This window comes from Paenibacillus wynnii (genome assembly GCF_000757885.1).
Lineage (GTDB): Bacteria > Bacillota > Bacilli > Paenibacillales > Paenibacillaceae > Paenibacillus_AQ > Paenibacillus_AQ wynnii.
In genome coordinates this window covers 2,582,958-2,605,452 of sequence record NZ_JQCR01000003.1, presented here as the reverse complement: position 1 = coordinate 2,605,452, position 22,495 = coordinate 2,582,958, and the positions used below count along the sequence as shown (strand labels likewise).

Sequence of the window (22,495 nt, the reverse complement as noted above, 5' to 3'; positions counted from 1 at the left end):
CTCCCCGGCTTCGGTCGGGGAACCTTTACAAACTGAGGTGATGATGTGACACAGATGTCGTTTGAGTTGCCAGAGCTGGATAGAAAGTTGACGCAGGCAGCGGTAGAGGCGGCGTTAGAGAAGTACAGGCTCTATAAAACTATAACCTCTGATGAAAGAGAAGCACAGACCACAGCAGCATGGTCTGACTCTCCTAAGGGTGACACAGGAACTACCAGTGACCAGACTTCCAACATTGCTATCCATAATGTAGATAGCCAGGAGTACCGGAGAAGATACTGCGAAAGAATAGAAAAAGCCGTCAAGAGGCTGCCTATGAAGGAACGTATTTTAATTACTGAGCGATACCTTAACATAGATTGCGACTTTGATTATGTCGTTTACAACCATGTACTTGATCCTCCGATTGGTGAGACGACTTACTATAAGCGGAAGTGGAAGGCGTTCTATAAGATTGCCCTTACTCTTAACATACAAGTGGTTAAGGAAGAACGGGGAGTAGAAAGTAATAGAGGTAATTAAAAGTAATAAGACAATCATTTTAAACAGTATGATAAATCGAGGTGATGTAATGAGCTCGCTACAAGTAGATGACCTGCCACCTGTCCTTAAGGTAGAGGATATTCAGAAGTTCCTACAGATAGGCAAGAACCAAGCGTATGATCTATGTAACTCCGGCCAGTTTCATGTGGTGCGTGTGGGTCGCTCAATAAAGATTCCTAGAGAGCCATTCATTAGTTGGTTTAAGGGGGATACAGCCGAAGGAAAGCAGGGTAAGTGACCTGCTTTTTTTCTTTGTTCATAGCTAATAAATTGGTGTTAAATTTGGTGTTAAACTCGCAATGATTTGTAGTGATAAGCAAAGAATAGAAGGTAATGAATAGGTTAGCAGATGCCTACATAGACCATAAAAAAGACTAATAAAAGGTGCGATAAGTGACAGTTAGGGAATATGGGTGATACGGTACTTATACCATTGAAAGGGAACGAACACCACAGCAAATTTTTGTTGACACATCGTGAACGCGAAGTTTTCGAGCTTCTCGTGCAGGACAAAACGACACGCGATATCGCTGGTCTATTATTTATCAGCGAAAAGACGGTTCGCAACCACATCTCCAATGTTATGCAAAAGTTAAACGTAAAAGGCCGTTCGCAAGCGGTTGTCGAGCTGATCAAGCTTGGGGAGCTGAAAATATAGCTGCCGTGCTAATGCAGGTAACGCGTTTAAGCCTTCTTTCGCCTTTAGGGGTGAGGGGAGGTTTTTTGTTGTGAATGAGAAGAACAGAAATCAGGGAATAAAAAATAGCTGAGATCTAAAAACAGAAACCTAGCGAGTGATTACGGGATGATTGCGAAGAGGAAACAGTCGGCCAAGTGGTATTGGTGTTAATTTTAGTGATTACACCATTGAAGAGGAGCGAACACCAGTTTGGTTAACACGTGTTTACCAGACAGGTCTTAATCTCGTTCGTAATCTATCTTCACTTGCTTCATAAACTAGTTTTGTTAGATCTTCTTTGAGCATTTGCAGTCGTTCAGTACCTATCTTTTCCAACCAACGTTGCTCAATCTCAGTTAGTATCTTCTCTTTTGCTTTCACTACTAACCAACCTCGTTCGGTCAAAACAACAATTTTTCCTCTCTTATCAGTAGGATGAGTTTTTCGAATAACATAACCATTATTCTCAAGATAATCGACCATTTTACTTACAGCTTGCTTTGTAATTCCTAAATATTCGGCTAGTTCTATACCTGATGCTCCGTCGGGAGTGATATATTTCAACATAAAACCATGTACAGGTCTAATATCTCCAAATCCTAATTCACACAATCTGTCGTGTAGTTCATTAATTGATGTACTAAAGGATAATGATAAAAGTGATGTAAGATCCAAATCACTAAATACTTCCTGAGTCATATATAAACCTCCTCGAACAAAGTCAACTAAGTTGACTTTGTTTGAAATACATTGTACTATGCAAAATATAGTCAATCAAGTTGACTATATTTTGATTAAGAAATAAATAGTTTTTATCGAAACAGAATTAATAAATTTAGGAGGTTATCATGGCTAACATCGTTAAAATTAGAGGAAGTGTATTTGCAACATATGCTTGAGTGGAATCTATTGCTATGACTGAGAAATGGAATATAGTTTCAAAAAGATATTATAAAGAATAATATAATCCCCTATTTTAGTAGATAAATATTTAACAACATAAGAGTGAATAACAGGAGGAACAAAGAATGACAACAGTTTTATTTGTAAAAGCAAACAATCGCCCAGCAGATCAGTCGGTTAGTGTTAAATTATATGAGGCTTTTTTAGTGAGTTATAAAGAATCACATCCAAATGATACAGTGGTAGAGCTGGATTTATATAATGAGGAATTGCCATACGTAGGAGTAGATATGATTAACGGTACATTTAAAGCTAGTAGAGGATTTGAATTAACAGCAGAAGAAGCAAAAGCAGTAGCTATTGCTGATAAATATTTAAATCCATTCCTTGCAGCCGATAAAGTTGTATTTGGCTTCCCTTTATGGAATTTAACAATCCCAGCTGTACTACACACATATATTGATTACTTAAACCGCGCGGGCAAAACATTTAAATATACGCCAGAAGGTCCAGTAGGTCTTATTGGAAATAAAAAAATATTATTATTAAACGCAAGTGGCGGTGTATATTCTAAAGGACCAAAAGCTGAAGTGGAAATGGCTGTTAAATATGTAGCAAGTATGATGAATTTCTTCGGTGTAAAAGATATGGAGACAGTTGTGATTGAAGGACACAACCAATTTCCTGATAAGGCAGAAGAGATTATTACGACAGGGCTTGAAAAGGCTGTTAAAGTAGCAGGTACGTTCTAATTAACAAAGCACTTGTCACATTATACGGCAGTACCAACATCGACACTATTAAAGCGATGGTACTGCTTTTTTATTCGCTTATCTCACTACTTTTGGGCAGTAAGAACCTAATTGATGTGAGCTTTCCATTCTTAATTTACTAAACATACTAATATCGATAGAAAGAAGGATTACATTACAATGGAACGTTTATGGACAAAAAAATATATAATGCTAACAATTACTGCATTATTACTATTTAGTGGTTTTTATTTACTTATGCCAACACTACCAATGTTTATTAAACAATTAGGTGGAAGTGAATCTCAAGTTGGATTTATCATTGGGGTATTTACAATATCGGCAGTAATTATTCGTCCTATTGTTGGAGGACTAATGGATCGATATGGTCGACGAGTATTTATAATAAGCGGACTACTTTTTTTTGTGATTACAATGTATTTTTATGATTGGGTAACAGGAGTTGCATTATTAATAGTTCTGCGTATCCTTCACGGAGCCAGTTGGGCAGTTGCTACAACCTCGATAGGAACGGCTGTGACTGATGTGATTCCCCAATCTCGTCGTGGAGAAGGAATGGGATGGTATGGACTTGCAATGACTTTAGGCATGGCGTTAGGACCAATATTAGGTCTTTGGGTAGCCACATCATTTTCATTTCATTATCTATTTCTACTATGTACAGTATTAGCACTTATTGCATTCATACTTGCATTTGGGATAAAAACCCCAATGGTTCAGCCTGCATCAAAAACACCAATATCGTTTTTTGAAAAAAGCGTTTTACCACTCGCGATTGTTACATTTTTCTTAACCTTTACTTTTGGTGGCATTACAACATTCTTACCACTGTTTGCAGCAAAGATTCAAGTTAATGCTGGTACTTTTTTCTTGGTCTATGCGGTCACACTTATCGTCGTTAGGCCGCTTACAGGGAAGTTATCTGATAAATATGGTGAAGGGCGTATTATTGTTCCTGCGCTAATTATCCTGATAGTCGCACTATTAGTCCTAACAATGACAAATGGGATTGTTGGACTAGTTCTTACAGCTATTTTGTACGGAATTGGATTTGGATCTGCACAACCTGCTCTTCAAGTAGCGATTTTACGATTAGCTCCACCAGAGAAAAGTGGAGTAGCGAACGCTACATTTTTTACTGCTTTTGATTTAGGGGTTGGGTTAGGAGCTATTCTTCTTGGATTTGTTTCACAGCTCATGGGATATCAAATGTTGTTTATTGTTTGTGCTGCATCTGGGTTTATTAGTCTGTTATTTTTTATTTTGTTTGTAAAAAAGACACTAAAATAACTTTTGAATTTATGAAAAAAGAATCAACAATCAAGATTACCAGAATCATTATTATTAGCGTATTTCAAACCACATCTCCAATGTTATGCAAAAACTAAACGTAAAAGGCCGTTCGCAAGCGGTTGTCGAGCTGATCAAGCTTGGGGAGCTGAAAATATAGCTGCCATGTCTTCGCAGGTCACGCGTTTAAGCCTTCTTTTACCTTATGGGTGAAGGGAGGTTTTTTGTTGTGTAAAATCCTGCTATGGAAGGATCGATGTGGTCTATATATTGTGGGTTAATATCCTAGTCAGTATTATTTCAAAATATCAAAATAGCATCACGTAATGGCGACAGGTTGGGGCAAACGAGGTGTCGTAAGGAATCGAAAGAACATTTTTGCAGGAATCATTAAATGTGAGCATTGTCTGATTTAATAGATTGCCTGACCAAAGAAATAACAAAATTGACCGTAGATGATTATAAACATATAAGATCGATTAAAAATAACAATATAGAAAATGAAGGTCAATTGAAAAATATTCAAAGGCAGATTGAATCTAATCGAAAGATGCTTTTTGAGTTACGTAAAGAAAAAATGTTAACGGGTGTGGAAGATAAATTGTACCAATTTGAGAAACAACAATATGAACAAGAGCTGGTTCGAATTAAATTCACAAACTGATGAAATGAAAATAAACACAGGGCACAAACAGTATAAGAAATTTATACGAAGAGGTTAAAGAAGCTCTTGATGATTTAATAAATTTAAATTATGAGGAAGAGGACGAATTTGAGAAATTAAGGCTTATATTTTTGCAATTGATAAAGAGAACTACGGTTGATGAGCAAGGGAATGTGAAGATGGTTCCAGAATCAATGATGTAAAATAGTCGAAGTAAGTTTTTGTTCTGAAATATACTAATTTCATGTTTCGGCTATTTTCATTTTTAGGCGTAATTAATTTTATAGAAAAAAGAATATGGAGTTCTGTATACTTGCTTACCATAATTATGAGTTATTGGAGCCATAAATTAAATAATAAAATAAAAGGATTTGAAAATGAATATATTCATAATATTTAAAAAATAACACAAAATGAAAATTATGATTTAATATTTATATTCATTTATGCCTTTGTTACTACAATCGGAAAATGATATTATTTATGTAATTAGTGCTTAATTTTGGATGAAAAAGTACTATATAAAAAAGGAGAATTGAAATATGTACAGGTTAATTTTATTTTTTTTCTTATCAGCGGTTTTAGTTAGTTGCACAAATCAAAAAGAAGCAGGTCCTTCAAAAGAGCTTTCAATTGGTCCTTCAGTTGTATATGAATTTGCAGTAGTAGGCAATAATAAATTCGAAAAAATTAGAAATGTTATCTATATAAAGAAAATTTTGAAAGAAGTTATAGGCAAAAGAGAAGAATTTGACGGTTTAATCATTCTAAATGATAGTTTTGAAGAAGCTGCGAAAAAAGAGTATAGAGAATTTTTTAAAACTATACAATATCCAGTTTTTTTTATTGGTACAGAAAACATATTAACAGCTGTTTTTCATAAAGATGATTTAACTTTAGATGATGTAAAGATAATGGGTTTGGCCCATATGTAGCTGGGTTTATACGCAACAACAAGAAGGATGGGTATGATACATGGGGATTATACTTACCTGAGAATCCTACTAATGATGATAAAAACAAGGAAATTATTAAAAGAATATGTCAACTTATAGAAGATAACGAAAATAATAAGTAAATACTCCTATATTATGTTATCTAATGGTGCTTATTATTGGTGCGGAATCAATTTATACCAAAAAGGGAGGATTTTACATGAAGAAGTTGGGGCCTCTGGAAAAGATAAGACCTCTTTGTAAAGGTCTATGGTATAAGTTCATTTCAAACCACATCTCGAATGTCCGTTCGCAAGTGGTTGTCGAGCTGAAAATATAGCTGCCGTGCTTTCGCGGGAGATACGTATAAGCCTTCATTTACCCTTCGAAGTGAGCGGAGGTTTGTTGTTGTGAGTGGGAGTAAGAATGCCGATTAGATTTCAATATATGATAAAATGAAATCATTAAAGTCATGTTAGAATCTAAATATGTCGGGAGGGTTAAAAGAATGAAATGGCAACAAGTAAGAGAGTTGTTTCCTGACCAATTTGTCTTGCTTTCCATTCTTGACTATCGTGAGGAAGATGATAAGAAAATTATAACGGAAGTAGCACCTGTTCGTGCAGTTCCTGAGAAAGATGCCAACAGGGAATTTTTCAGCACAGAACCTGGGAGCATTGTTTATCACACCTCTAATATGGAATGCATCATACATCTGCGCAGAGACCCTCTGATGAGAGTGAGACGGCGATCATGAAGATTGATTACGATGGACAACTCCTGACAATAAAGCTTACAGTATGCTTTCAAGGAAGAAAGATTGAAATTAATGATGTTATTATTGATACGGGTTCGTCGCATACGGTCTTCAGTCCTGATGTATTGGAAGAAATAGGTGTGACATATGAAAACGGAGACCCCGTTTACGAGGCTTATGGCGTTGGTGGAACTGTACCTTTTTACACCAAGGTAATGGATCAGATAGGAATTGATGCTCTAAGGATTGAAAATGTGGAAGTTGATGTGGGAATACTGCCCAAGTCGCACAAAGGTTTGCTTGGCTTGGATATCCTGAAAATATATGGATTTATCGTAGATATGGAAAAACTGGAACTACACTCACCGCACTTCATTGATTAGCTTCAACTTCAAAGATTAATCCTACCCAGCATCTCACTCTGACGGTTTTCAAACCACATCCAATGTTATGCAAAAGTTAAACGTAAAAGGCCGTTCGCAAGCGGTTGTCGAGCTGATCAAGCTTGGGGAGCTGAAAATATAGCTGCCGTGCCTTCGCAGGTGACGCGTTTAAGCCTTCTTTTACCTTATGGGTGAAGGGAGGTTTTTTGTTTACTGGTCAAAACAACTGAATAGTGAGTTAGATCACCATCTAATTTTTATGACATGATAAATTAAAGCTATTAAGGTATTCCAGGAGGATCTGTTATGACAAGATACGAACAACAAAGGGACTTTTTAAAATCTAATTTTCATGAATTTAAACATATAAAAACAGATAAAATCAAAGGACTTGCACAACCGCCAATTGTTAAGCCTTTTGATTCGAACTCACTAATTATTGATTTGCCGAAGGTCAGCAAAGACGTTGTGTCTAATGAAAACATTTTTGATTGTATAAATGAAAGAAGAAGTACAAGATTTTATTCTACGGAAACGTTAAGTCTTGATGAGTTATCCTATTTATTATGGGCTACTCAAGGGATTACTGGTATGAATAAGAACGGAAATACGCTGCGAACTGTACCCTGCAGTGGGGCGACACACACCTTTGAAACTTATTTAATTATTATGCGGGTAGATGGCATTGGGCAAGGAATCTACAGATACCTTCCTGTTGAACATAAGCTCTTATTTATGTTTGAATTAGATGAACTTGAACAGAAGGTTGATGCTATTACTTTAGATCAGCCCTTCGTCCCTAACTTTGCAAAAAAGGCTTCTGTAATGTTTGCATGGAGCACAACACCCTATCGCTCCGAATGGAAGTATGATATTTCAGCTCACAAAAAAATTCTCATCGATGTTGGACATGTATGCCAAAACCTCTATTTAGCCAGTGAATCCATCGGTGCAGGTGCTTGCGCAATTGGAATCTATGATCAAAAGCTAATTGATGAGATTTTAGGATTAGACGGTGATGAAGAATTTGTTATCTATCTAGGTGCAGTTGGGAAGAAACGAGAATAACTTTCCTTATATCATGGCGAACTGTAGGTTCACCATTCATGATGCCACATTTGTATTGTCTTTCGTAGGTAACGTGTCTAAGCCTTCTTTGCCTTTAGGTGAGGGAGGTTTTTTGTTGTGTTCTTTTTAACGAAGCAGACCAATCCAGTTACATAGTTGTGGGTTCGAATGAACATATTAACAGTAATTCAGGATAACGGGGGGGATATCTTTGATTACGATCGGTATTCTCATTTTAGCTTTCATGGGTACTTTGTTGCTGGCATTGCTGGACACCCTGGTTTACCATTTGTCGTTCTCATCTGCGTTGTTTCAGTTGTTCTCCGTGCCTTCACATACTTCGGCTGTTTGGATTCTCGGGGCTGCCGTCTTAACGGCGGGTTGGTCCGATTTGAAGAACACCACGATCATTAAGCGTTTTGCCTTCAGGTTATCGAGTAAAAGGGGATGAGCACGTAATGATGACTTCCCGCATAAACCCATTTCATACATTTACAATAATGTTCGTCTTTCTCCTTGGTACCTCGCTTATATTTGGAACGCCCAGATTGGTCGAGGATACGTGGCTTGTCGACATCATTGCACTTGTTCCCGCCTGCGTTTTGCTCATATTTTATACCTTTTTGATAGTGGCTGGGAAGAGTACCGACTTGTATTCCCTTCTATATAAGACATGGGGCCAATTCCTGGGGCGACTTCTTATTTTGGGTTATGCCGTCTATTTTTTATATGTTGCTTCCCGGAACATACGCGACATGATTGAATTAGTCAAAACAACGCTTCTCGCGAATACGCCCGAGGTGCTACTCATTCTCCTGTTTAGTTTCCTCATTGCTTATGCTTCGTCCGCCGGCCTGCCGACGATTGGTCGAATAGCCATACCGATATCCGGTATGGTTATCCTTTTCTTTGTCCTACTAGCCGTTCTTCTCGGGTTCAGTGGTTCAATCGATACGGAACGCCTTCTACCCATACTTTCCAAAGGGATCTCGCCGATTCTCAATGCAACATGGCAAAGCTCGATATGGTTCCCTTACGGGGAAATCGTTGTGTTTCTTGTCTTTCTTAATGGTGTGGGGGGACCGCGCCGATTTCTAAAGCTTGGATTAGCCTCAATGATATGTAGTTGCATAGTGCTTACCTTCTCTAGTCTCCTGCAAATCTGCACACTCGGGAAGGAAAACATGAAATTCTCGGTCTTTGCATTATTGGATGCAGCCAGACAAATCAATATTGCCGACTTTATTACTCGCATGGATGCGCTGGTGGCGTTCATTATCTTCTTTAGTATTCTGTTAAAATGCTCGATCTTTTTGTACGCCGGCACCAAGGGGGCCGCGTATGTTTTCAGAAAAAGCTATAAAAACTTCTCGCTTCCATGTGCGATCCTAATCGCCGGCTATTCCATTTTGGTTTCTGAAAATTATGGCGAACATGTAGAGGAAGGTTTGAAATATGCCATCTTTTGGCTGCACATCCCGATGCAGCTGGTGATCCCGGTTGTCACTCTGCTTCTTGTTTGGATTCGTAATCCGAAAGGAGAAGAACAATGATATCGGACAAAAAAACGCCAAATGCCATCATAAACATGGAGTCCGTAAAAGAGGAAATTAAGTGTTGTTTTGAAGCAACTTCTGACTTGGCATCCGTTACAATAAGGATCTTTGGGGAGGAAGGAGTATTTAGCTATTTGACCTCCATGACTAATACTGCTTTCATAATGGAGAATGTGATAAAACCACTCACCCTTGCAGGTAGTTCTTCGGACATACCAAGCAAGAGCCAATGGCTCGATCGTATTCGAGAGCAATATTTAATTGGTTTAAGCACCGAGACAACGAATGATCTTGGGAATTTCACGATGTTAGTGACGAAAGGTTATGCAGGTCTGTATATCGCCGGTATGACTGAAATTCTGATGATCGGTGTCAAAGAACTCGAAAAACGCTCTGTCGCCGAACCGACTACGCAGAGTGTATCCATAGGCCCTAAGGAAGGATTCACGGAGTCAGCCGATACCAATATCAGTTTAATTCGGAGAAGGATTCAAAACCCGAAGCTTCGCTTCGAAAAGTATGAACTAGGGGAGCAAACAAAGACGACCGTTTACCTTTCCTATATGGAAGATCAAGTGGAGACTGGCATCTTGAATCAACTCCGTGAACAAATAGGGCACAGCAGAATGGATAGTCTTTTCGAAAACAGCAGTCTAGAATACCTGTTTCAGCCAAAAAAGCTTTCACTGTTCCCTACGATCTATAATAGCGAACGCCCGGATACCATTTGCGAAGGATTGCTGGATAAGCGAATCGCCATTATCGTAAATGGAAACCCATTTGTGCTGATGGTTCCATCGTTCTTCATGGATTACTTTAGGTCGCCTGAGGATGCTTACCAATGGATCTCCTTCGGTGTATTTATCAGGTACTTGCGCTATTTGTCCTTTCTGATTTCACTGTGCCTGCCAGCACTCTATATCTCAATCACGAGTTATCACCAGGAGCTGATTCCAACAATGTTGCTGACGAGCATAGCAGCCCAACGGCAGGGCATCCCGTTTCCGGTAGTGTTTGAGATTTTAGTGCTTGAAATCACGTTTGAAATCCTGAGGGAAGCAGGGACTAGAATGCCGCGTATTATCGGGCAATCCATCTCAATTGCGGGTGCACTAGTGCTTGGACAGGCGGCTGTGTTGGCCGGGTTCGTATCGAATTTCAGTCTTATCGTCGTTTCGTTAACGGTCATTTCTGGCTTTGTGTCCCCGATCTACAGTTTTGGGGCAAGAATTCGTATATTCCGTTACGGGTTTATAGTACTCGGTTCCGTTCTAGGTTTGTATGGTATGTTCCTTGGGTACGCGTTTCTGTTGATTCATTTGTCACGCATCGAATCCTTTGGGAATGCCTATCTAACGTCCAGCATAAAAAAGCTGAAAAAAAAGGAAGAGTGAGTTGATGCGTAAAGGCTTGCTTCTCATCATGACGATAATCTTATGCCTGCTTCAATGCGGCTGCTGGGATTGGGTAGAGGTTAATCAGTCTTCTATGTTGACCGGGATGGCCATTGAATCCGGGAAGGATGGATTGATAAAGCTCACCATGGAAGTGTTGAATCCTGCGGAGGCGCAGCGAGTACAAAGTGGCACTGGTGGGCCTTCTACTCTACTGTATACCATGAAGGGGAAATCAATCAGTGAGGCGTCTTCCCGCATGAATGAAATAGTTGAAAGGACGATTATTTACTCCCATATCCATATGGTTGTCGTGGATGAAAGCATTGCACGGAAAGGACTTGGGCAGATCATTGATGTCCTTCAGCGATCCCGATTTGTACGTGAGGACGTCTTGTTGTTGATCGCAAAGGATTCACCCGCTTCGGATGTACTAAAGACCATGTATCCCAGTGGGATGTACGCGAGCTGGAAACTTAGGATGCAGGTTAATCATTTTTATCGTACTTGGGGTGGTACTCCGAAAAGCACATTGTTTGACTATACAGAATCGATCTTGAGGGAAGGGAGAGAGCCTATTCTCGGTGCGATTTCCGTGCAAGGCGACGCCAAGGTGAGCGAGAGCAGCGACAGTACAAAATCATCTTCACCCAAGGCTATCGTCAGATGTGTAGGTTCCGCCGTGTTCAGAGAGGACAAGCTCATCGGTTTTCTCTCCGTGTCCGATACACGATTGCTAAACCTGGTTAGAGACGAGATCAAAGGTACGAGTTTTGCAGTCCCAATTGATTCTGACGAAGATATCGCAACGATTCGGATGAACCAGATACATACTGACATGGATGTATCGCTAAAAGACGGACGCCCGAACATTAAGCTAAGCATTGTGGGGGAAGGCCATGTGAGCAGCATCGATACAGGTCTGCCGCTTGATACTGCTGCCGGATATCGAGAACTGGAGCATATGGAGTCTAATTTTCTGAACGATCAGGTAACCGCCACAATCGGTAGGGTACAAAGAGAGTTTGGTGTGGATATATTTGGATTTGGTGAGCATCTGAATCGTCATAACTACCGTCAGTTTGAGAGTGCGAAGAAAGATTGGAACGATCATTTCGTTGAGGCAAAAGTAGGGGTTTCCAGCAAAGTCACCATTTCCCGATCGGACTTGAAAACGAGGAAGATTAAAAGCACTGATGATGGACGGTAAGGATAAGACGGGTACTAAGACGGGTACTTAAGTACAACAGAAAAGCTGCGTGGGACCACCACTTCTCCAAAAGCATTGGAGCGTTTGTAGGTTGAACAACCTCGAGGGCTCCTTTTTAATTTCCAAATTTTAGAACGGCTGATATACTGGAGGAGGAAAATATGAGAATAAACGACTTCCTATATTAGGCCGGAAAGCATGAAAGTGGGAATGACCTCCGCTATATCCAAGAACTGCTCGGTCATCAAAGCCCCCACACTACTGAACGGTATACGCGTTTGAGCGTGAAAGATATCCGCAGGATCCAGAGCCCTTTGGATCAGAAGTGAAGGGGGTAAAAGCAAGGGAGAAGGGATATAAGGCAAATTCGTGGTCTGTTTTGTAGAAATCCTAATAAGAGGGGCGCCACGAAGTTCAGAAACCCCCGGAATTAGTTGGATATAAGAAGTTCGTGAAATAACATTCGTGAATAGGCGTTATCTGAAATCATTGTAAATTCATCATCCGCTGTATGATCTTATGTTTGAGTTCTTCACTATATCTTGGCATTGTCGCTCCACCTCAGTCTCTCTTTTAATCCACTTTACATTCTATTGAGAGGTACGACAACTAGCATGACACAGGGGGTACCTGAGTCAGGTTTAAGAAGAAATTCTATTTACTATAACCTAATAACTTCAATAAATCATACAATAGCTTTACTAGTAAGTAGCTCATATGATGATGTTGCGTTATTTATTAATAGAGCCAATAAAGAAATTGATGAGAGACATTTTATAGAAACTACATATATAGAACTTTGCAGAGAATATTTAAAGACTTTGACAAATTATTTAGAAGATAATAATTTATTAAGTTCAAATGGACAAGATTTATTAAAGATGAAGGAATAGTTGTGCTAGATTTTCAGAGAAGGCAATAACATCTGATAACACAGTATTCACGCTGCGGGCCATACGGCCCTTGGATCGCCAGAAGTTAAAAAGCCAGGAAGCACGTCAGGCGATCAACACCTGCGAGGCTAAGTCTTCGACCCGGGCGCAAGCGCCCTTAAGCCTCTCGGGTTCGTAGATACAACAACGTTATACGCAATTACTCAAAGAAATATAAAACCAAAGGAAGTGCAATATGAGAACAGGTTTCAAGTATCCCTGTTTAGAGACAGAAAGAATGTATCTAAAACCTCTAACACAAAATGATGTAGTTGATGTGTTCAATCATTTTTCGGATCCCTTTGTTACGGAATTTATGGATATCGAACCTTGTAAGAGTATGGATGAAGCTAAGGAAATCATAGAGTTCCACGTAGTAGATCAGGGTTGTAGATGGGGATTGTTTTATAAGTCTACAGACCAGTTTATTGGCACTTGCGGCTATCATTGTTTAGATTTGTACGATGTAAGAAAAGCAGAGATTGGATTTGATCTGATTATACAAGATTGGGGTAAGGGTTTAATGAAAGAAGCAGTTTTATCGCTGCTTGTTTTCGGATTTCAAGATATGAATTAGATTATATTGAAGCGACAGTTGAACAAGCAAATGTTAGATCACAAGTACTGATGGAAAGGCTCAAATTTAAGAAGTCTGATGAACTACGTGATAATCTGTATTATCACAGCTTAACTAGAGATGACTTTGAAAGGTTTTTCAGAGAAGTCAGTAACAGCGTATAACACCGTATTCACGCGGCGGGCCTTACGGCCCTTGGTCTGCAAGAGGGATTTCGAGGAAGGGGAATCAGTAGACAACCCTGCACTGGCTAAGTCCGTCGGACCCGGGGCTGGCGCCCCTTAAGCCAGTGAGGGTTCGTGAATACACGAACGTTATACGACAGAACGAAGATAAATTTGAAAGGAAATAAAAAGCATATGACGAAGACCCCTAAATTTCCTTCCGTTCCTGATTTAACGAACGAGCAAATTGAAGAGCTTACAAAAGAAGTATTTTGTAATGATCAGCAGATAAAGAATGCAGATCTAATCTTTGTTTTTGGGAGTACTGATCCAGGTGCGTTTCAAAAAACGTTAGATGCTTATCAGAAAGGAATAATTAAAGAAATATTAATTAGTGGTGGAGGGAGCCACCCATGGGGAAAAACACGAAAGCTGGATGGATGGAAGTAAATCTGAAGCACAATCAATAAAGGATAAACTACTATTGAACGGAGTGCCTGAAGAAATAATTAATATAGAGGATAGGTCCACTAATAGTAAAGAGAATGTGCTGTATTCTAAACAGATTTTTGATTTTTCGAATATATCCAGTCTGTTATTTGTTTCGAAAAGTCACGCTGCAGGTAGGCAATACCGGACTTTAAGGAAATACTTACCTAATAATATCGAGATGGGTCTTTATTCATATGAAACAATTATAAATGGTATATATATCAATCAATTTAATTGGATGCTCTATCCGGAAAGTAGATCACTTATTTTCGGCGAATATTTAAGAATACTCTACTATAGTCATAAAGGAGATATTGAATGTGTAAAGGGAATAGTTAATGGTTTAGAGAGCTATATAGAAAGAATTTTCGAGGGTTAATTCAAAGTTCCATCGTATAACACAGTATTCACGCTTCGGGCCATACGGCACTTGGTCTGCAGAGGAATTTCGGAGAAGTAGTATCAGCAGACAACCCTGCACTGGCTAAGTCCGTCGGACCCGGGGCTAACGCCCCTTAAGCCAGTGAGGGTTCGTGAATACAACGACGTTAGATGAAATTAATGCAGGTCATTGTAAATATCTTAAATTCTTAAAAAAGGGGTTGTAGTATGGATACAGAAATAAGAGAAGATATTCTTAACTTAATAGAAAAAATCTCCCCACAAGGTAGGAACTTTGTGAACGAAGAATTTAATAATAATATGGTGAAGGTGTTCTATTACAATAAATCGATTGATGAACATGGTGTGTTTTGTATAGCCGAGAATAATGATTGTAATATAGCCTATTTTTCATTTTTAAATGAACCAAATAAAGAGAAATATAAAGATCTATTAATAGCAAAAATGAAGCCATTCATTGATGAAGTGAATGAAAAAGAACTATGCTTCAATGTATATGGAAAAAATGTAGGGGTTATAGAATTCGTACAAAACCTTGGGTTTAAAGTGGATATGGAGGGATATCATCTATTTTATAATAGACAAGAAGCACCAGTAATATCACAATCAGAATTGATTGAAAAACAATTTGAAGACAACATGTTGGATCATTTAGTTGAATTATTTGATATAGGCTATTTTCAATTAAACAAAGAAAATGGTTGGCAAACAGATTGGTACTATACCAATTCAAAAGTATTCCAAGCAGGTCTTCAGGAAAAAGTACGAGATGATGAATTCCGTTCGTTTTGGATAGGGGACCAATTGATAGGTGCATACATAATAGATGAGAACTATATTCGGGATATAGTTGTCTCCCCAGAATATCAGAATCGTGGATATGGAAGTACAATCTTAGCACATTGTATTAAACATATGATTGAAAAAAAGAATGTACAAAAAGTTTGTTTACGTATTACGAAGTCTAATTTAAGTGCTAAAAGACTCTATGAAAGGAATCATTTTGAGGAATTGGCTTGTTTCGCTGAACATACCTTTATATCAAAGATTAATACTTAAAATGAAAGAGAAATATATTAATTGAGATTCAATAAGCCCCGGGGAATTTCGAAGAAGACATTAACATCCTCTAACATTGCATTATCACAGCGGTCGCTACGCTCCCTTGGTCACCAGGATGAATTTTCGTAGTAGTTAATTCAGGTGACACATCCAACCAGCTAAGTGGCAGAGCCACGCGGGCCTAGGGTCCTTAAGCAGCTTGGACGTCGGTAATGCGGAAACGTTATAAGAAATCCCTGCAAGCTAGATTGAAATTCATGAAAACATTAAATCCATATATAAAAACGAAAGTTACTTTTAAGGGGCTACACTTATGAGAGTACATGATAACGAAATAATTGCATACAAAGTTGATCTAAAGAATAGTAAGTTATACCTTTACACAGAATACGATGATGCCGTACATATAAAACAAGAAATTGATATAGTCTTTTCAGATGTCTTAGCACATTATTTTGAGTGCGAATTATCGGGAAGTATAATCCTAGATATATCGAATTATGAAATTGATGAATTTTTTGAAGATCAAGGTAATTTAATGTTACTCGAAAGACATAAAAATAATTGTTGGCCTATGTATTATGGAACTATAGAAGAATTAAAGAATCGATTAAGGTCAGATAAATACTTGTACTTTATTATATATTCTTCATATGGACTAAATGGATGGATTATAGCAAAGGACTATGAAGAAATAACACAATGATCCCTATAGGTAAATCAATGAAGGCAGGGACATCTTATAACATTGCACTCAACGCAGCGGGCCGAGACAAGCTCGCCCCTTGGTCCGGAAGAGGCATTTCGAAGAAGTAAGTTCACCGGACACATTCAACCGGCTAAGCCGCTTGAACGTCGTGAATGCGGAAACGTTAAGCGAAATTCCTGCTATTGCTAGTAAGGAGAGACTAAATTAATGGAGATCTTCATTAAATTATTAGACAAGAAACAAGAAATCCCGTTTGATCTTTTATTACTGGCCGATCCCTCCAGAGATTTAGTGGAAGAGTATGTTCGCAGAGGATACTGTTACTTGGCTTTTCAAGAGAATGAAATAGTCGGAGAATTTGTTTTAATACATACGCACCCTCAAACCATTGAAATAGCAAATATAGCAGTAAAGGAAGAGTATCAAGGGCAAGGAATAGGAAGTGTCTTAGTATATAGAGCTATAGAGGAAGCAAAGAAATTAAAAGCAAAAATAGTTGAAATCGGGACAGGGAATTCTAGTATGAATCAACTTAAACTATATCAGAGATGTGGGTTTAGAATTTTTGGGATTGATCCTGACTATTTTATTAGAAATGATGATGAAGAGATTTATGAAGACGGAATTCAATGTAAAGATATGATAAGGCTGAGAATGGATTTATGATTGATATTCAAAGAAGGCAGGAACATCACTTAACACAATATTCGCGCTGTGGCCATACGCCCTAGATCTGCCAGGAGGAGGATTTTCGAGGAAGCTGATTCAGGCAGGTACATCCATTCCCCTAAGATATGAGCTATCTAAGGGGAATGGACGTCGCGAATACGAGAACGTTATGTGAAATACCATGGAATATAAAAAACTAAATAAAAGAGGGTACGATCTTTATGGAGAAGTCTAGAAAAGTTCAAGAAGCAGTTGAATGGTATCAAAACAATCGCGATTTCTATAAACGTTTAGCCTTAAAGGTTGAGTTAATAATTAAAGAAATATTAGAATATCAAGGTATTAACTATCATAGCGTAAGTAGCCGGGCTAAGGACATTGATAGTTTTGCTGAGAAGGCATCAAAGGATAAATACTCAAATCCGAAAGAGCAAATAAAAGATCTCGCGGGTATTCGAGTTATTGCATATGTTGAAGCAGATTTAAGTAAAATATGCGAGGTAATTGAGAGGGAATTTATTATATATTCAGAGGATTCCGGAGATAAGTCGAGCAGTCTAGCTATAAATCAAGTTGGGTATAGGTCCGTACATTATATCTCCGAATTTTCTAAAAGTAGAGTTGAGTTGCCAGAATTCCAAAGATTTAACGAAGTTTGTTTTGAAATTCAAGTAAGAACAATTCTTCAGCATGCTTGGGCTGAAATTGAACATGATAGAAGCTATAAATTTAAAGGGGTCTTACCTAATGAAAGTAGTATAAAACGTAGATTTGCATTACTAGCTGGATTATTAGAATTAGCAGATAGAGAATTTGACTCAATTGTTAAAGACATAGACTTGTACAGCGAGGTAGTAGAAGGAAGTACATCTGCTGGTGATCTAGAAATAGAAATTAATAGCATATCACTTCACAGTTATCTTTCGCAAAGATACAAAACTGAATTAAAGAAAAACATCGTTCAAGACTATGGTTATCATGATAGTTCTGAAAAGATTATTGGTGAATTATCTCGTTACGGTTTAACTAAATTGTCGGAGATTGATGTATTAATTCCTAAGAATTTCTGTGAAAATATTGAATCAGTAGAATCATCTGAAATGAACTTTATTGGTCTACTGAGGTTGATAATGGTAATAAATGATTATAGAAAATATTTTGAGAAAGCTTGGAGAAATGGATGGCAACACATGAGTGATGATTTTGCAGAAATGCTTCAGAGGTACGACATACCGGTCGTTAGTTTATTGGAAAGTTATGAGATTTCGTGCGATTTGTTCGAATTGCACTTTGACAGCGAAATTAACGAAGGGAAAGAAGATTGAAAGTATTTCATAGAAGCCATGGTACTTCACATAACAATGCATTACCGCATCGGGCCAACAAGTTGTCCCTCGGTCGCCAGGAAGTGAAGTCGGGGTAGTGGAATCAGGCACACATCCGCACCACCTAACCGCATCGCGGCCGGGGCTTGCGCCCCTTAAGGTGGTGGGACGTCGGGAATGCGGGAACGTTATATGAAACCTACGCAAGTGCACTAAACCATTGTTGTCGGGATCTCAATCCCGAATGAAGGAGAATATAAAATGACATTACAGATCATTAACGAGAACAATAATGAATTGAAGAATTATGTAAGAGACAAAATGTTTGAGTATAATATGAAGCATTTCCCTGATGATCTCAAGGGGAGATATCAAGAGATACATATGTTTCTCCAAGATGAAGATGGTCTTGTTTGTGGTGGTGTTCTTGGAGAGGTTTGTTGGAACTGGCTTGAAATTCAATATTTATATGTGGGGCCTGAATACCGAGGACAAGGTTATGGCAAAAAACTAATGCGAGAGGCTGAAAGAATCGCAAGAGTAAAACAATGTGATTTTATGAAAGTTGATACCCTTAGTTTTCAAGCACTAGACTTTTACAGGAAAGAAGGATTTGAAGTATATGGCATGATTGAGAATGCTGGTAGACATACGCATTATTACATGAAAAAAGACTTATAGAAGCAATTATGAAAGTAATTCGAAGAAGGCGTAGGCATCTTATAACAATGTGTTCACGCATCGGCGGACAAGCCGCCTCGGTCCCGGAAGAATAAGTCGAGGAAGTAATTGCCGGGACACATCCGCACCACCTAACCGCATCGCGGCCGGCTGCTACGCATCCTTAAGGTGGTGGGACGTCGTGAACACGGAAACGTTAGCTGAAATACCCTAAATTTCCTAAATATAAATAAATAACTTACTGAAGATGATATAACTTCAGTAAGTTATAATTAAACTACCTAATATTATCTATGTATCGTTTCAAAGTAGGAACAATTTCTTTTGCGACTGTTTCTAGATGAGCTTCATTCTCGCGGACTAAGTACTTCAAATCAGTCAAGAAAAGTTCAAGTTTATCACGGCTGACGTCATTACTTACAACTGAAATGATAAGGACGTCTTTTTTAGATGAATATCTGTTTAGAAAATTTGTTAATTCGGTATCACACCAATTGGAATCAAGAAAATCGTTTGTTATCCAGAAAATAACCGCAGCTGATTTTTTGATTCCCCTTTGAATAGCTTTTGTTATGGATTCACCATAATCAATGTTTATTTTATCAAACCACACGGGTAAACCAGCAGCATTTAAATAAGGTATAAGATCTTCGATTTCTGATTTGTCTTTTGAAGCATGACTTAAGAATATTGGTAACTGATTTCCTAGTGCAGCACTAAACTTGTAACCATTGTTTTCAAGTTCGCCTTTTTCAGGAAATATAAATAAATGATTAATTTGATCCTCAATTGGTATGTCGTCCAATAGGTTAATGCTATTAAAACGTCTATTTCCCATTTCTGTAAATAATTCGTCCATAGTAATGTCAGGCCTATAACGAAGTCCAGCATTTAACATTAAATCTTTCATTGTGTTAATATGACCCTCAAGTGGATCATCGTAACCTATTACTATGAAGAATTCTAAGCAATAAGGATTAGAATTAGTAAAAACATTGATCATCTGAAGTGATGAAGCATCTTGTTCTTCCATAAGTTTTGTTAGCACTGGTATGATTGGTTTTCTTACACCATAATCACATTCCCAAACATAATCTTTGCTTAATCTACTTGTCATAATACGTCACCTTTTGTTGTTTTTATTTCATTATATTACCATTATTGTGGGATGTAAATGATCTTCATCCATGTATTTTCGAGGAAGAGGGTACATCAGCTAACACCATATTCACGCGTCGGGCCTGACGGCCCTTGGTCTGCTGAGGCATTTCTGGGAAGCGGAATCAGCAGACAACCCTGCGAGGCTAAGTGGCGGAGCCACCCGGCAGCTTACGCTGCCTTAAGCCTCTCGGGTTCGTGAATACAACAACGTTAGCTGAAATGCGACAGAACAATTTACAAAACATATAAAAGAAGAATTAAACGTAGGAGAGTGAATCATGAAGGCTACACATATAACAAGCATTATATGTAGTTTAATAATTGGCGCTTCATTAATCATAGGTTGTTTGATAATTTCAACGAAAGATGTAACGGAAACTAAACAGGAATTAAATATTGCAGAAGGACAAGAGAAATTAATTAACTCACCTTTACTTAACATTAAACAAGCAGCTGAGTATCTTAACCTTACAGAAGAACAAGTAACATATATAATACAATCGGAACAAAATACATTAAATACGATAGGATCATTTACAGGTGAGATGTTTCCATATTTCAAAATTAATAACGAAATATTTATTAGCAAAACTGATTTGACAAACTGGATAAAGGACGTAACTACACAGAGAAGAGAATATACGCAAGGACTCGCAGTACACTAAACAATTTTCTTGAAAGTTGATTCGAGAAGGTCGCACATCAGCTAACACCATATTCACGCATCGGGCCATTCGGCCCTCGGTCCGCCGGGAGTAAGATGTAGATTCGAAGATGCAATTGGCAGTTGCGAAGAAGCGGAATCAGCCGGACACCTCCCACCACCTAACCGCATCGCGGCCGCCCTCCGGGCTTAAGGTGGAAGGACGTCGTGAATACAGTAACGTTAGATGAAAGGGCTGAAAAAATGGAAGAAAATAAAACATTCTCAAAATCATCATTATTAAGATATAGATTTCTAAGTTCAATTCATATCATATTAGTATATGTAATAATGATGGGAAGCCTTTACTATAGTGGTGTTAAGTTTATTATTCCTGTCTTTATTGGTGCTTGTATCGGTTCATTAATAGGTACATTTATTAGAAAACCTGTTAGAAGAAATAGTCGCTCGAGGATGATTCCAACACTATCTTTAACAATACTCACTATTTTGATTTGTGCGATCGTTTTTATGAGAAGTACAGAAGATACAAGTATCAAAGTTATTGTTTCAATATTAATAGTTTTAAGCATTGTTGTATCTCACATCATCGAAAATAAGTTAGTAGACAAATTGTGGAATGATAATACAACTAGAATGTAAATCGAGGGAGTCAGCCCCATCATCTAACACCATATTCACGCATCGGGACGATTCCATCGCCCCTCGGTCCGGCAGGAGTCAGATGCATTTCGATGAGGCATTTCAGCATACGAGGAAGCAGAATCAGCCGGACACATCCGCACCACCTAACCGCGTCGCGGCCGCCACTTCGTGGCTTAAGGTGGTGGGACGTCGTGAATACAATAACGTTAGATGAAACATGCCTAGTGCTAAAAAATTGAAAGGACCCATAAAAATGAAATTTGTTATCAAAATGTGTTGCTGGATACTACTCATTTTATATCTTCTAGTTCTTTATAAATATTTGGTTTTAGATAGAGCATATTATCCTGCGCATAGATCGTTTAATCTAATTCCATTTGATTCGATTAAACAGTATATAAATAATAAGGACGATTATAATTTTAATACTTGGTTTATGAATCTCATGGGAAATTTTATGATGCTTATGCCCTTAGGAGTACTGTTACCAGTACTACATAAACGATTTAGAAAATTCAAGAATTTTATTGTATTTCTCATTGGTATTAATTTGACTATAGAGACCTTCCAATACTATTCTGGATATGGCAGTTTGGATATTGATGATGTAATAATGAATAGTTCAGGAGGAATCGTTGTTTATATGATAATAAAGGCTATCTTAAATATTCAATTACTAAATAGGATATTAATTAAAGAATATGAAATTAAACAAGATGTTTAGTATTTCAAAGAAGAGGCATACATCATCTAACAACGTATCTACGCTGCGGGACGTTCGTCCCTTGGTCTGCTAGAGGATAACTCGAGGGAGTGAAGACAGGCAGACAACCCTGCGAGGCTAAGTGGCAAAGCCA

The 22,495-nt window shown here is 38.1% G+C and carries 28 protein-coding genes and 2 pseudogenes; 28 read left to right on the top strand and 2 right to left on the bottom strand.

All coding sequences use genetic code 11. From position 1 onward, the window contains the following. Window positions 1-54 precede the first annotated feature (54 nt). From PWYN_RS27520 to PWYN_RS27510, 3 genes are all read left to right on the top strand, one after another. Window positions 55-522, top strand: coding sequence for an ArpU family phage packaging/lysis transcriptional regulator (locus PWYN_RS27520; RefSeq protein WP_036647233.1), 468 nt, complete (start codon window positions 55-57; stop codon window positions 520-522). 49 nt (window positions 523-571) lie between these two features. Next, complete coding sequence (locus tag PWYN_RS27515; RefSeq protein ID WP_036647231.1) at window positions 572-781, top strand: helix-turn-helix domain-containing protein; 210 nt, start codon at window positions 572-574, stop codon at window positions 779-781. A gap of 195 nt (window positions 782-976) precedes the next feature. Then, window positions 977-1,201 (top strand): helix-turn-helix domain-containing protein, encoded by a 225-nt coding sequence (locus PWYN_RS27510; RefSeq protein WP_019908812.1) that lies wholly within the window; start codon window positions 977-979, stop codon window positions 1,199-1,201. Between the two features lie 246 nt (window positions 1,202-1,447). On the opposite strand, the gene PWYN_RS27505 is transcribed toward PWYN_RS27510, so the two are convergent. Then, complete coding sequence (locus PWYN_RS27505; RefSeq protein ID WP_036658619.1) at window positions 1,448-1,921, bottom strand: MarR family winged helix-turn-helix transcriptional regulator; 474 nt, start codon at window positions 1,919-1,921, stop codon at window positions 1,448-1,450. Window positions 1,922-2,250: 329 nt separating this feature from the next. On the opposite strand from PWYN_RS27505, the gene PWYN_RS27500 reads away from it, so the two are divergent. The 22 genes and pseudogenes from PWYN_RS27500 (at window position 2,251) to PWYN_RS27410 (ending at window position 19,168) form a co-directional block, all read left to right on the top strand. Beyond that, entirely contained in the window at window positions 2,251-2,877 is a 627-nt protein-coding gene (locus PWYN_RS27500) for an FMN-dependent NADH-azoreductase (RefSeq protein ID WP_036658617.1), read from the top strand. A gap of 180 nt (window positions 2,878-3,057) precedes the next feature. Next, the gene (locus PWYN_RS27495) at window positions 3,058-4,188 is read left to right on the top strand and encodes an MFS transporter (RefSeq protein ID WP_036658615.1); all 1,131 of its coding nucleotides are present in this window, start codon (window positions 3,058-3,060) and stop codon (window positions 4,186-4,188) included. A gap of 61 nt (window positions 4,189-4,249) precedes the next feature. After that, window positions 4,250-4,348: pseudogene (locus tag PWYN_RS30780) on the top strand (LuxR C-terminal-related transcriptional regulator); the annotation flags it as partial. Between the two features lie 285 nt (window positions 4,349-4,633). Further along, window positions 4,634-4,852 carry a hypothetical protein gene (locus PWYN_RS27490; protein ID WP_036658613.1) on the top strand — a complete coding sequence of 73 codons (219 nt, stop codon included), beginning with the start codon at window positions 4,634-4,636 and terminating at the stop codon, window positions 4,850-4,852. Window positions 4,853-5,394: 542 nt separating this feature from the next. After that, on the top strand, window positions 5,395-5,787 hold the full coding sequence (locus tag PWYN_RS27485; RefSeq protein ID WP_036658612.1) for a hypothetical protein: 393 nt from the start codon (window positions 5,395-5,397) through the stop codon (window positions 5,785-5,787). A gap of 508 nt (window positions 5,788-6,295) precedes the next feature. Further along, the gene (locus PWYN_RS27480; RefSeq protein ID WP_036658610.1) at window positions 6,296-6,544 is read left to right on the top strand and encodes a hypothetical protein; all 249 of its coding nucleotides are present in this window, start codon (window positions 6,296-6,298) and stop codon (window positions 6,542-6,544) included. Further along, window positions 6,541-6,927, top strand: coding sequence for a retropepsin-like aspartic protease (locus PWYN_RS27475; RefSeq protein WP_036658609.1), 387 nt, complete (start codon window positions 6,541-6,543; stop codon window positions 6,925-6,927). Before PWYN_RS27480 ends, PWYN_RS27475 begins: the two co-directional genes overlap by 4 nt. 58 nt (window positions 6,928-6,985) lie before the next feature. After that, a pseudogene (locus tag PWYN_RS28955) lies at window positions 6,986-7,069 on the top strand (helix-turn-helix domain-containing protein); the annotation flags it as partial. A gap of 164 nt (window positions 7,070-7,233) precedes the next feature. After that, window positions 7,234-7,995, top strand: a complete 762-nt coding sequence (locus PWYN_RS27470; RefSeq protein ID WP_036658608.1) for a SagB/ThcOx family dehydrogenase — start codon at window positions 7,234-7,236, stop codon at window positions 7,993-7,995. A 211-nt stretch (window positions 7,996-8,206) separates the two neighbouring features. Next, complete coding sequence (locus PWYN_RS27465; RefSeq protein WP_036658607.1) at window positions 8,207-8,446, top strand: hypothetical protein; 240 nt, start codon at window positions 8,207-8,209, stop codon at window positions 8,444-8,446. 7 nt (window positions 8,447-8,453) lie between these two features. After that, window positions 8,454-9,548, top strand: a complete 1,095-nt coding sequence (locus tag PWYN_RS27460) for a GerAB/ArcD/ProY family transporter (RefSeq protein WP_052088464.1) — start codon at window positions 8,454-8,456, stop codon at window positions 9,546-9,548. Continuing rightward, window positions 9,545-10,945 (top strand): spore germination protein, encoded by a 1,401-nt coding sequence (locus PWYN_RS27455; protein WP_084146969.1) that lies wholly within the window; start codon window positions 9,545-9,547, stop codon window positions 10,943-10,945. Before PWYN_RS27460 ends, PWYN_RS27455 begins: the two co-directional genes overlap by 4 nt. A gap of 4 nt (window positions 10,946-10,949) precedes the next feature. Next, the gene (locus PWYN_RS27450) at window positions 10,950-12,155 is read left to right on the top strand and encodes a Ger(x)C family spore germination protein (RefSeq protein ID WP_036658606.1); all 1,206 of its coding nucleotides are present in this window, start codon (window positions 10,950-10,952) and stop codon (window positions 12,153-12,155) included. A 614-nt stretch (window positions 12,156-12,769) separates the two neighbouring features. Further along, window positions 12,770-13,048 (top strand): hypothetical protein, encoded by a 279-nt coding sequence (locus PWYN_RS27445; protein ID WP_036658605.1) that lies wholly within the window; start codon window positions 12,770-12,772, stop codon window positions 13,046-13,048. A 235-nt stretch (window positions 13,049-13,283) separates the two neighbouring features. Continuing rightward, window positions 13,284-13,664 carry a GNAT family N-acetyltransferase gene (locus tag PWYN_RS27440; protein ID WP_240479847.1) on the top strand — a complete coding sequence of 127 codons (381 nt, stop codon included), beginning with the start codon at window positions 13,284-13,286 and terminating at the stop codon, window positions 13,662-13,664. 338 nt (window positions 13,665-14,002) lie between these two features. Beyond that, complete coding sequence (locus tag PWYN_RS28425) at window positions 14,003-14,278, top strand: hypothetical protein (RefSeq protein ID WP_157261273.1); 276 nt, start codon at window positions 14,003-14,005, stop codon at window positions 14,276-14,278. After that, window positions 14,265-14,699 carry a YdcF family protein gene (locus tag PWYN_RS30775; protein ID WP_052088461.1) on the top strand — a complete coding sequence of 145 codons (435 nt, stop codon included), beginning with the start codon at window positions 14,265-14,267 and terminating at the stop codon, window positions 14,697-14,699. The genes PWYN_RS28425 and PWYN_RS30775 overlap by 14 nt, the downstream gene beginning before the upstream one ends. Window positions 14,700-14,929: 230 nt before the next feature. Continuing rightward, complete coding sequence (locus PWYN_RS27430; protein ID WP_036658604.1) at window positions 14,930-15,781, top strand: GNAT family N-acetyltransferase; 852 nt, start codon at window positions 14,930-14,932, stop codon at window positions 15,779-15,781. A 316-nt stretch (window positions 15,782-16,097) separates the two neighbouring features. After that, window positions 16,098-16,490 carry a hypothetical protein gene (locus PWYN_RS27425; protein WP_036658603.1) on the top strand — a complete coding sequence of 131 codons (393 nt, stop codon included), beginning with the start codon at window positions 16,098-16,100 and terminating at the stop codon, window positions 16,488-16,490. A gap of 210 nt (window positions 16,491-16,700) precedes the next feature. Beyond that, the gene (locus tag PWYN_RS27420) at window positions 16,701-17,159 is read left to right on the top strand and encodes a GNAT family N-acetyltransferase (RefSeq protein WP_157261272.1); all 459 of its coding nucleotides are present in this window, start codon (window positions 16,701-16,703) and stop codon (window positions 17,157-17,159) included. 224 nt (window positions 17,160-17,383) lie between these two features. Beyond that, window positions 17,384-18,487 (top strand): GTP pyrophosphokinase, encoded by a 1,104-nt coding sequence (locus tag PWYN_RS27415; protein WP_036658602.1) that lies wholly within the window; start codon window positions 17,384-17,386, stop codon window positions 18,485-18,487. Window positions 18,488-18,748: 261 nt separating this feature from the next. Next, window positions 18,749-19,168 (top strand): GNAT family N-acetyltransferase, encoded by a 420-nt coding sequence (locus PWYN_RS27410; protein ID WP_036658600.1) that lies wholly within the window; start codon window positions 18,749-18,751, stop codon window positions 19,166-19,168. Window positions 19,169-19,445: 277 nt separating this feature from the next. Here the strand turns inward: PWYN_RS27410 and PWYN_RS27405 are convergent, their stop codons facing one another. Continuing rightward, entirely contained in the window at window positions 19,446-20,285 is an 840-nt protein-coding gene (locus PWYN_RS27405) for a toll/interleukin-1 receptor domain-containing protein (RefSeq protein WP_036658598.1), read from the bottom strand. Window positions 20,286-20,607: 322 nt separating this feature from the next. On the opposite strand from PWYN_RS27405, the gene PWYN_RS27400 reads away from it, so the two are divergent. The 3 genes from PWYN_RS27400 (at window position 20,608) to PWYN_RS30770 (ending at window position 22,362) form a co-directional block, all read left to right on the top strand. Then, window positions 20,608-20,994 (top strand): MerR family transcriptional regulator, encoded by a 387-nt coding sequence (locus PWYN_RS27400; protein ID WP_036658595.1) that lies wholly within the window; start codon window positions 20,608-20,610, stop codon window positions 20,992-20,994. Between the two features lie 206 nt (window positions 20,995-21,200). After that, window positions 21,201-21,635, top strand: coding sequence for a hypothetical protein (locus PWYN_RS27395; protein WP_036658593.1), 435 nt, complete (start codon window positions 21,201-21,203; stop codon window positions 21,633-21,635). 220 nt (window positions 21,636-21,855) lie between these two features. Continuing rightward, the gene (locus PWYN_RS30770) at window positions 21,856-22,362 is read left to right on the top strand and encodes a VanZ family protein (RefSeq protein ID WP_052088459.1); all 507 of its coding nucleotides are present in this window, start codon (window positions 21,856-21,858) and stop codon (window positions 22,360-22,362) included. Window positions 22,363-22,495: the final 133 nt, after the last annotated feature.

Bases quoted from the DNA above. Each gene is read 5' to 3' on its own strand.
- PWYN_RS27520 (WP_036647233.1), top strand. From the start codon at position 55: ATGTCGTTTGAGTTGCCAGAGCTGGATAGAAAGTTGACGCAGGCAGCG.
- PWYN_RS27515 (WP_036647231.1), top strand. From the start codon at position 572: ATGAGCTCGCTACAAGTAGATGACCTGCCACCTGTCCTTAAGGTAGAG.
- PWYN_RS27505 (WP_036658619.1), bottom strand. From the start codon at position 1,921: ATGACTCAGGAAGTATTTAGTGATTTGGATCTTACATCACTTTTATCA.
- PWYN_RS27500 (WP_036658617.1), top strand. From the start codon at position 2,251: ATGACAACAGTTTTATTTGTAAAAGCAAACAATCGCCCAGCAGATCAG.
- PWYN_RS27495 (WP_036658615.1), top strand. From the start codon at position 3,058: ATGGAACGTTTATGGACAAAAAAATATATAATGCTAACAATTACTGCA.
- PWYN_RS27485 (WP_036658612.1), top strand. From the start codon at position 5,395: ATGTACAGGTTAATTTTATTTTTTTTCTTATCAGCGGTTTTAGTTAGT.
- PWYN_RS27480 (WP_036658610.1), top strand. From the start codon at position 6,296: ATGAAATGGCAACAAGTAAGAGAGTTGTTTCCTGACCAATTTGTCTTG.
- PWYN_RS27475 (WP_036658609.1), top strand. From the start codon at position 6,541: ATGAAGATTGATTACGATGGACAACTCCTGACAATAAAGCTTACAGTA.
- PWYN_RS27470 (WP_036658608.1), top strand. From the start codon at position 7,234: ATGACAAGATACGAACAACAAAGGGACTTTTTAAAATCTAATTTTCAT.
- PWYN_RS27460 (WP_052088464.1), top strand. From the start codon at position 8,454: ATGATGACTTCCCGCATAAACCCATTTCATACATTTACAATAATGTTC.
- PWYN_RS27455 (WP_084146969.1), top strand. From the start codon at position 9,545: ATGATATCGGACAAAAAAACGCCAAATGCCATCATAAACATGGAGTCC.
- PWYN_RS27450 (WP_036658606.1), top strand. From the start codon at position 10,950: ATGCGTAAAGGCTTGCTTCTCATCATGACGATAATCTTATGCCTGCTT.
- PWYN_RS27445 (WP_036658605.1), top strand. From the start codon at position 12,770: ATGACACAGGGGGTACCTGAGTCAGGTTTAAGAAGAAATTCTATTTAC.
- PWYN_RS27440 (WP_240479847.1), top strand. From the start codon at position 13,284: ATGAGAACAGGTTTCAAGTATCCCTGTTTAGAGACAGAAAGAATGTAT.
- PWYN_RS30775 (WP_052088461.1), top strand. From the start codon at position 14,265: ATGGATGGAAGTAAATCTGAAGCACAATCAATAAAGGATAAACTACTA.
- PWYN_RS27430 (WP_036658604.1), top strand. From the start codon at position 14,930: ATGGATACAGAAATAAGAGAAGATATTCTTAACTTAATAGAAAAAATC.
- PWYN_RS27425 (WP_036658603.1), top strand. From the start codon at position 16,098: ATGAGAGTACATGATAACGAAATAATTGCATACAAAGTTGATCTAAAG.
- PWYN_RS27420 (WP_157261272.1), top strand. From the start codon at position 16,701: ATGGAGATCTTCATTAAATTATTAGACAAGAAACAAGAAATCCCGTTT.
- PWYN_RS27415 (WP_036658602.1), top strand. From the start codon at position 17,384: ATGGAGAAGTCTAGAAAAGTTCAAGAAGCAGTTGAATGGTATCAAAAC.
- PWYN_RS27410 (WP_036658600.1), top strand. From the start codon at position 18,749: ATGACATTACAGATCATTAACGAGAACAATAATGAATTGAAGAATTAT.
- PWYN_RS27405 (WP_036658598.1), bottom strand. From the start codon at position 20,285: ATGACAAGTAGATTAAGCAAAGATTATGTTTGGGAATGTGATTATGGT.
- PWYN_RS27400 (WP_036658595.1), top strand. From the start codon at position 20,608: ATGAAGGCTACACATATAACAAGCATTATATGTAGTTTAATAATTGGC.
- PWYN_RS30770 (WP_052088459.1), top strand. From the start codon at position 21,856: ATGCCTAGTGCTAAAAAATTGAAAGGACCCATAAAAATGAAATTTGTT.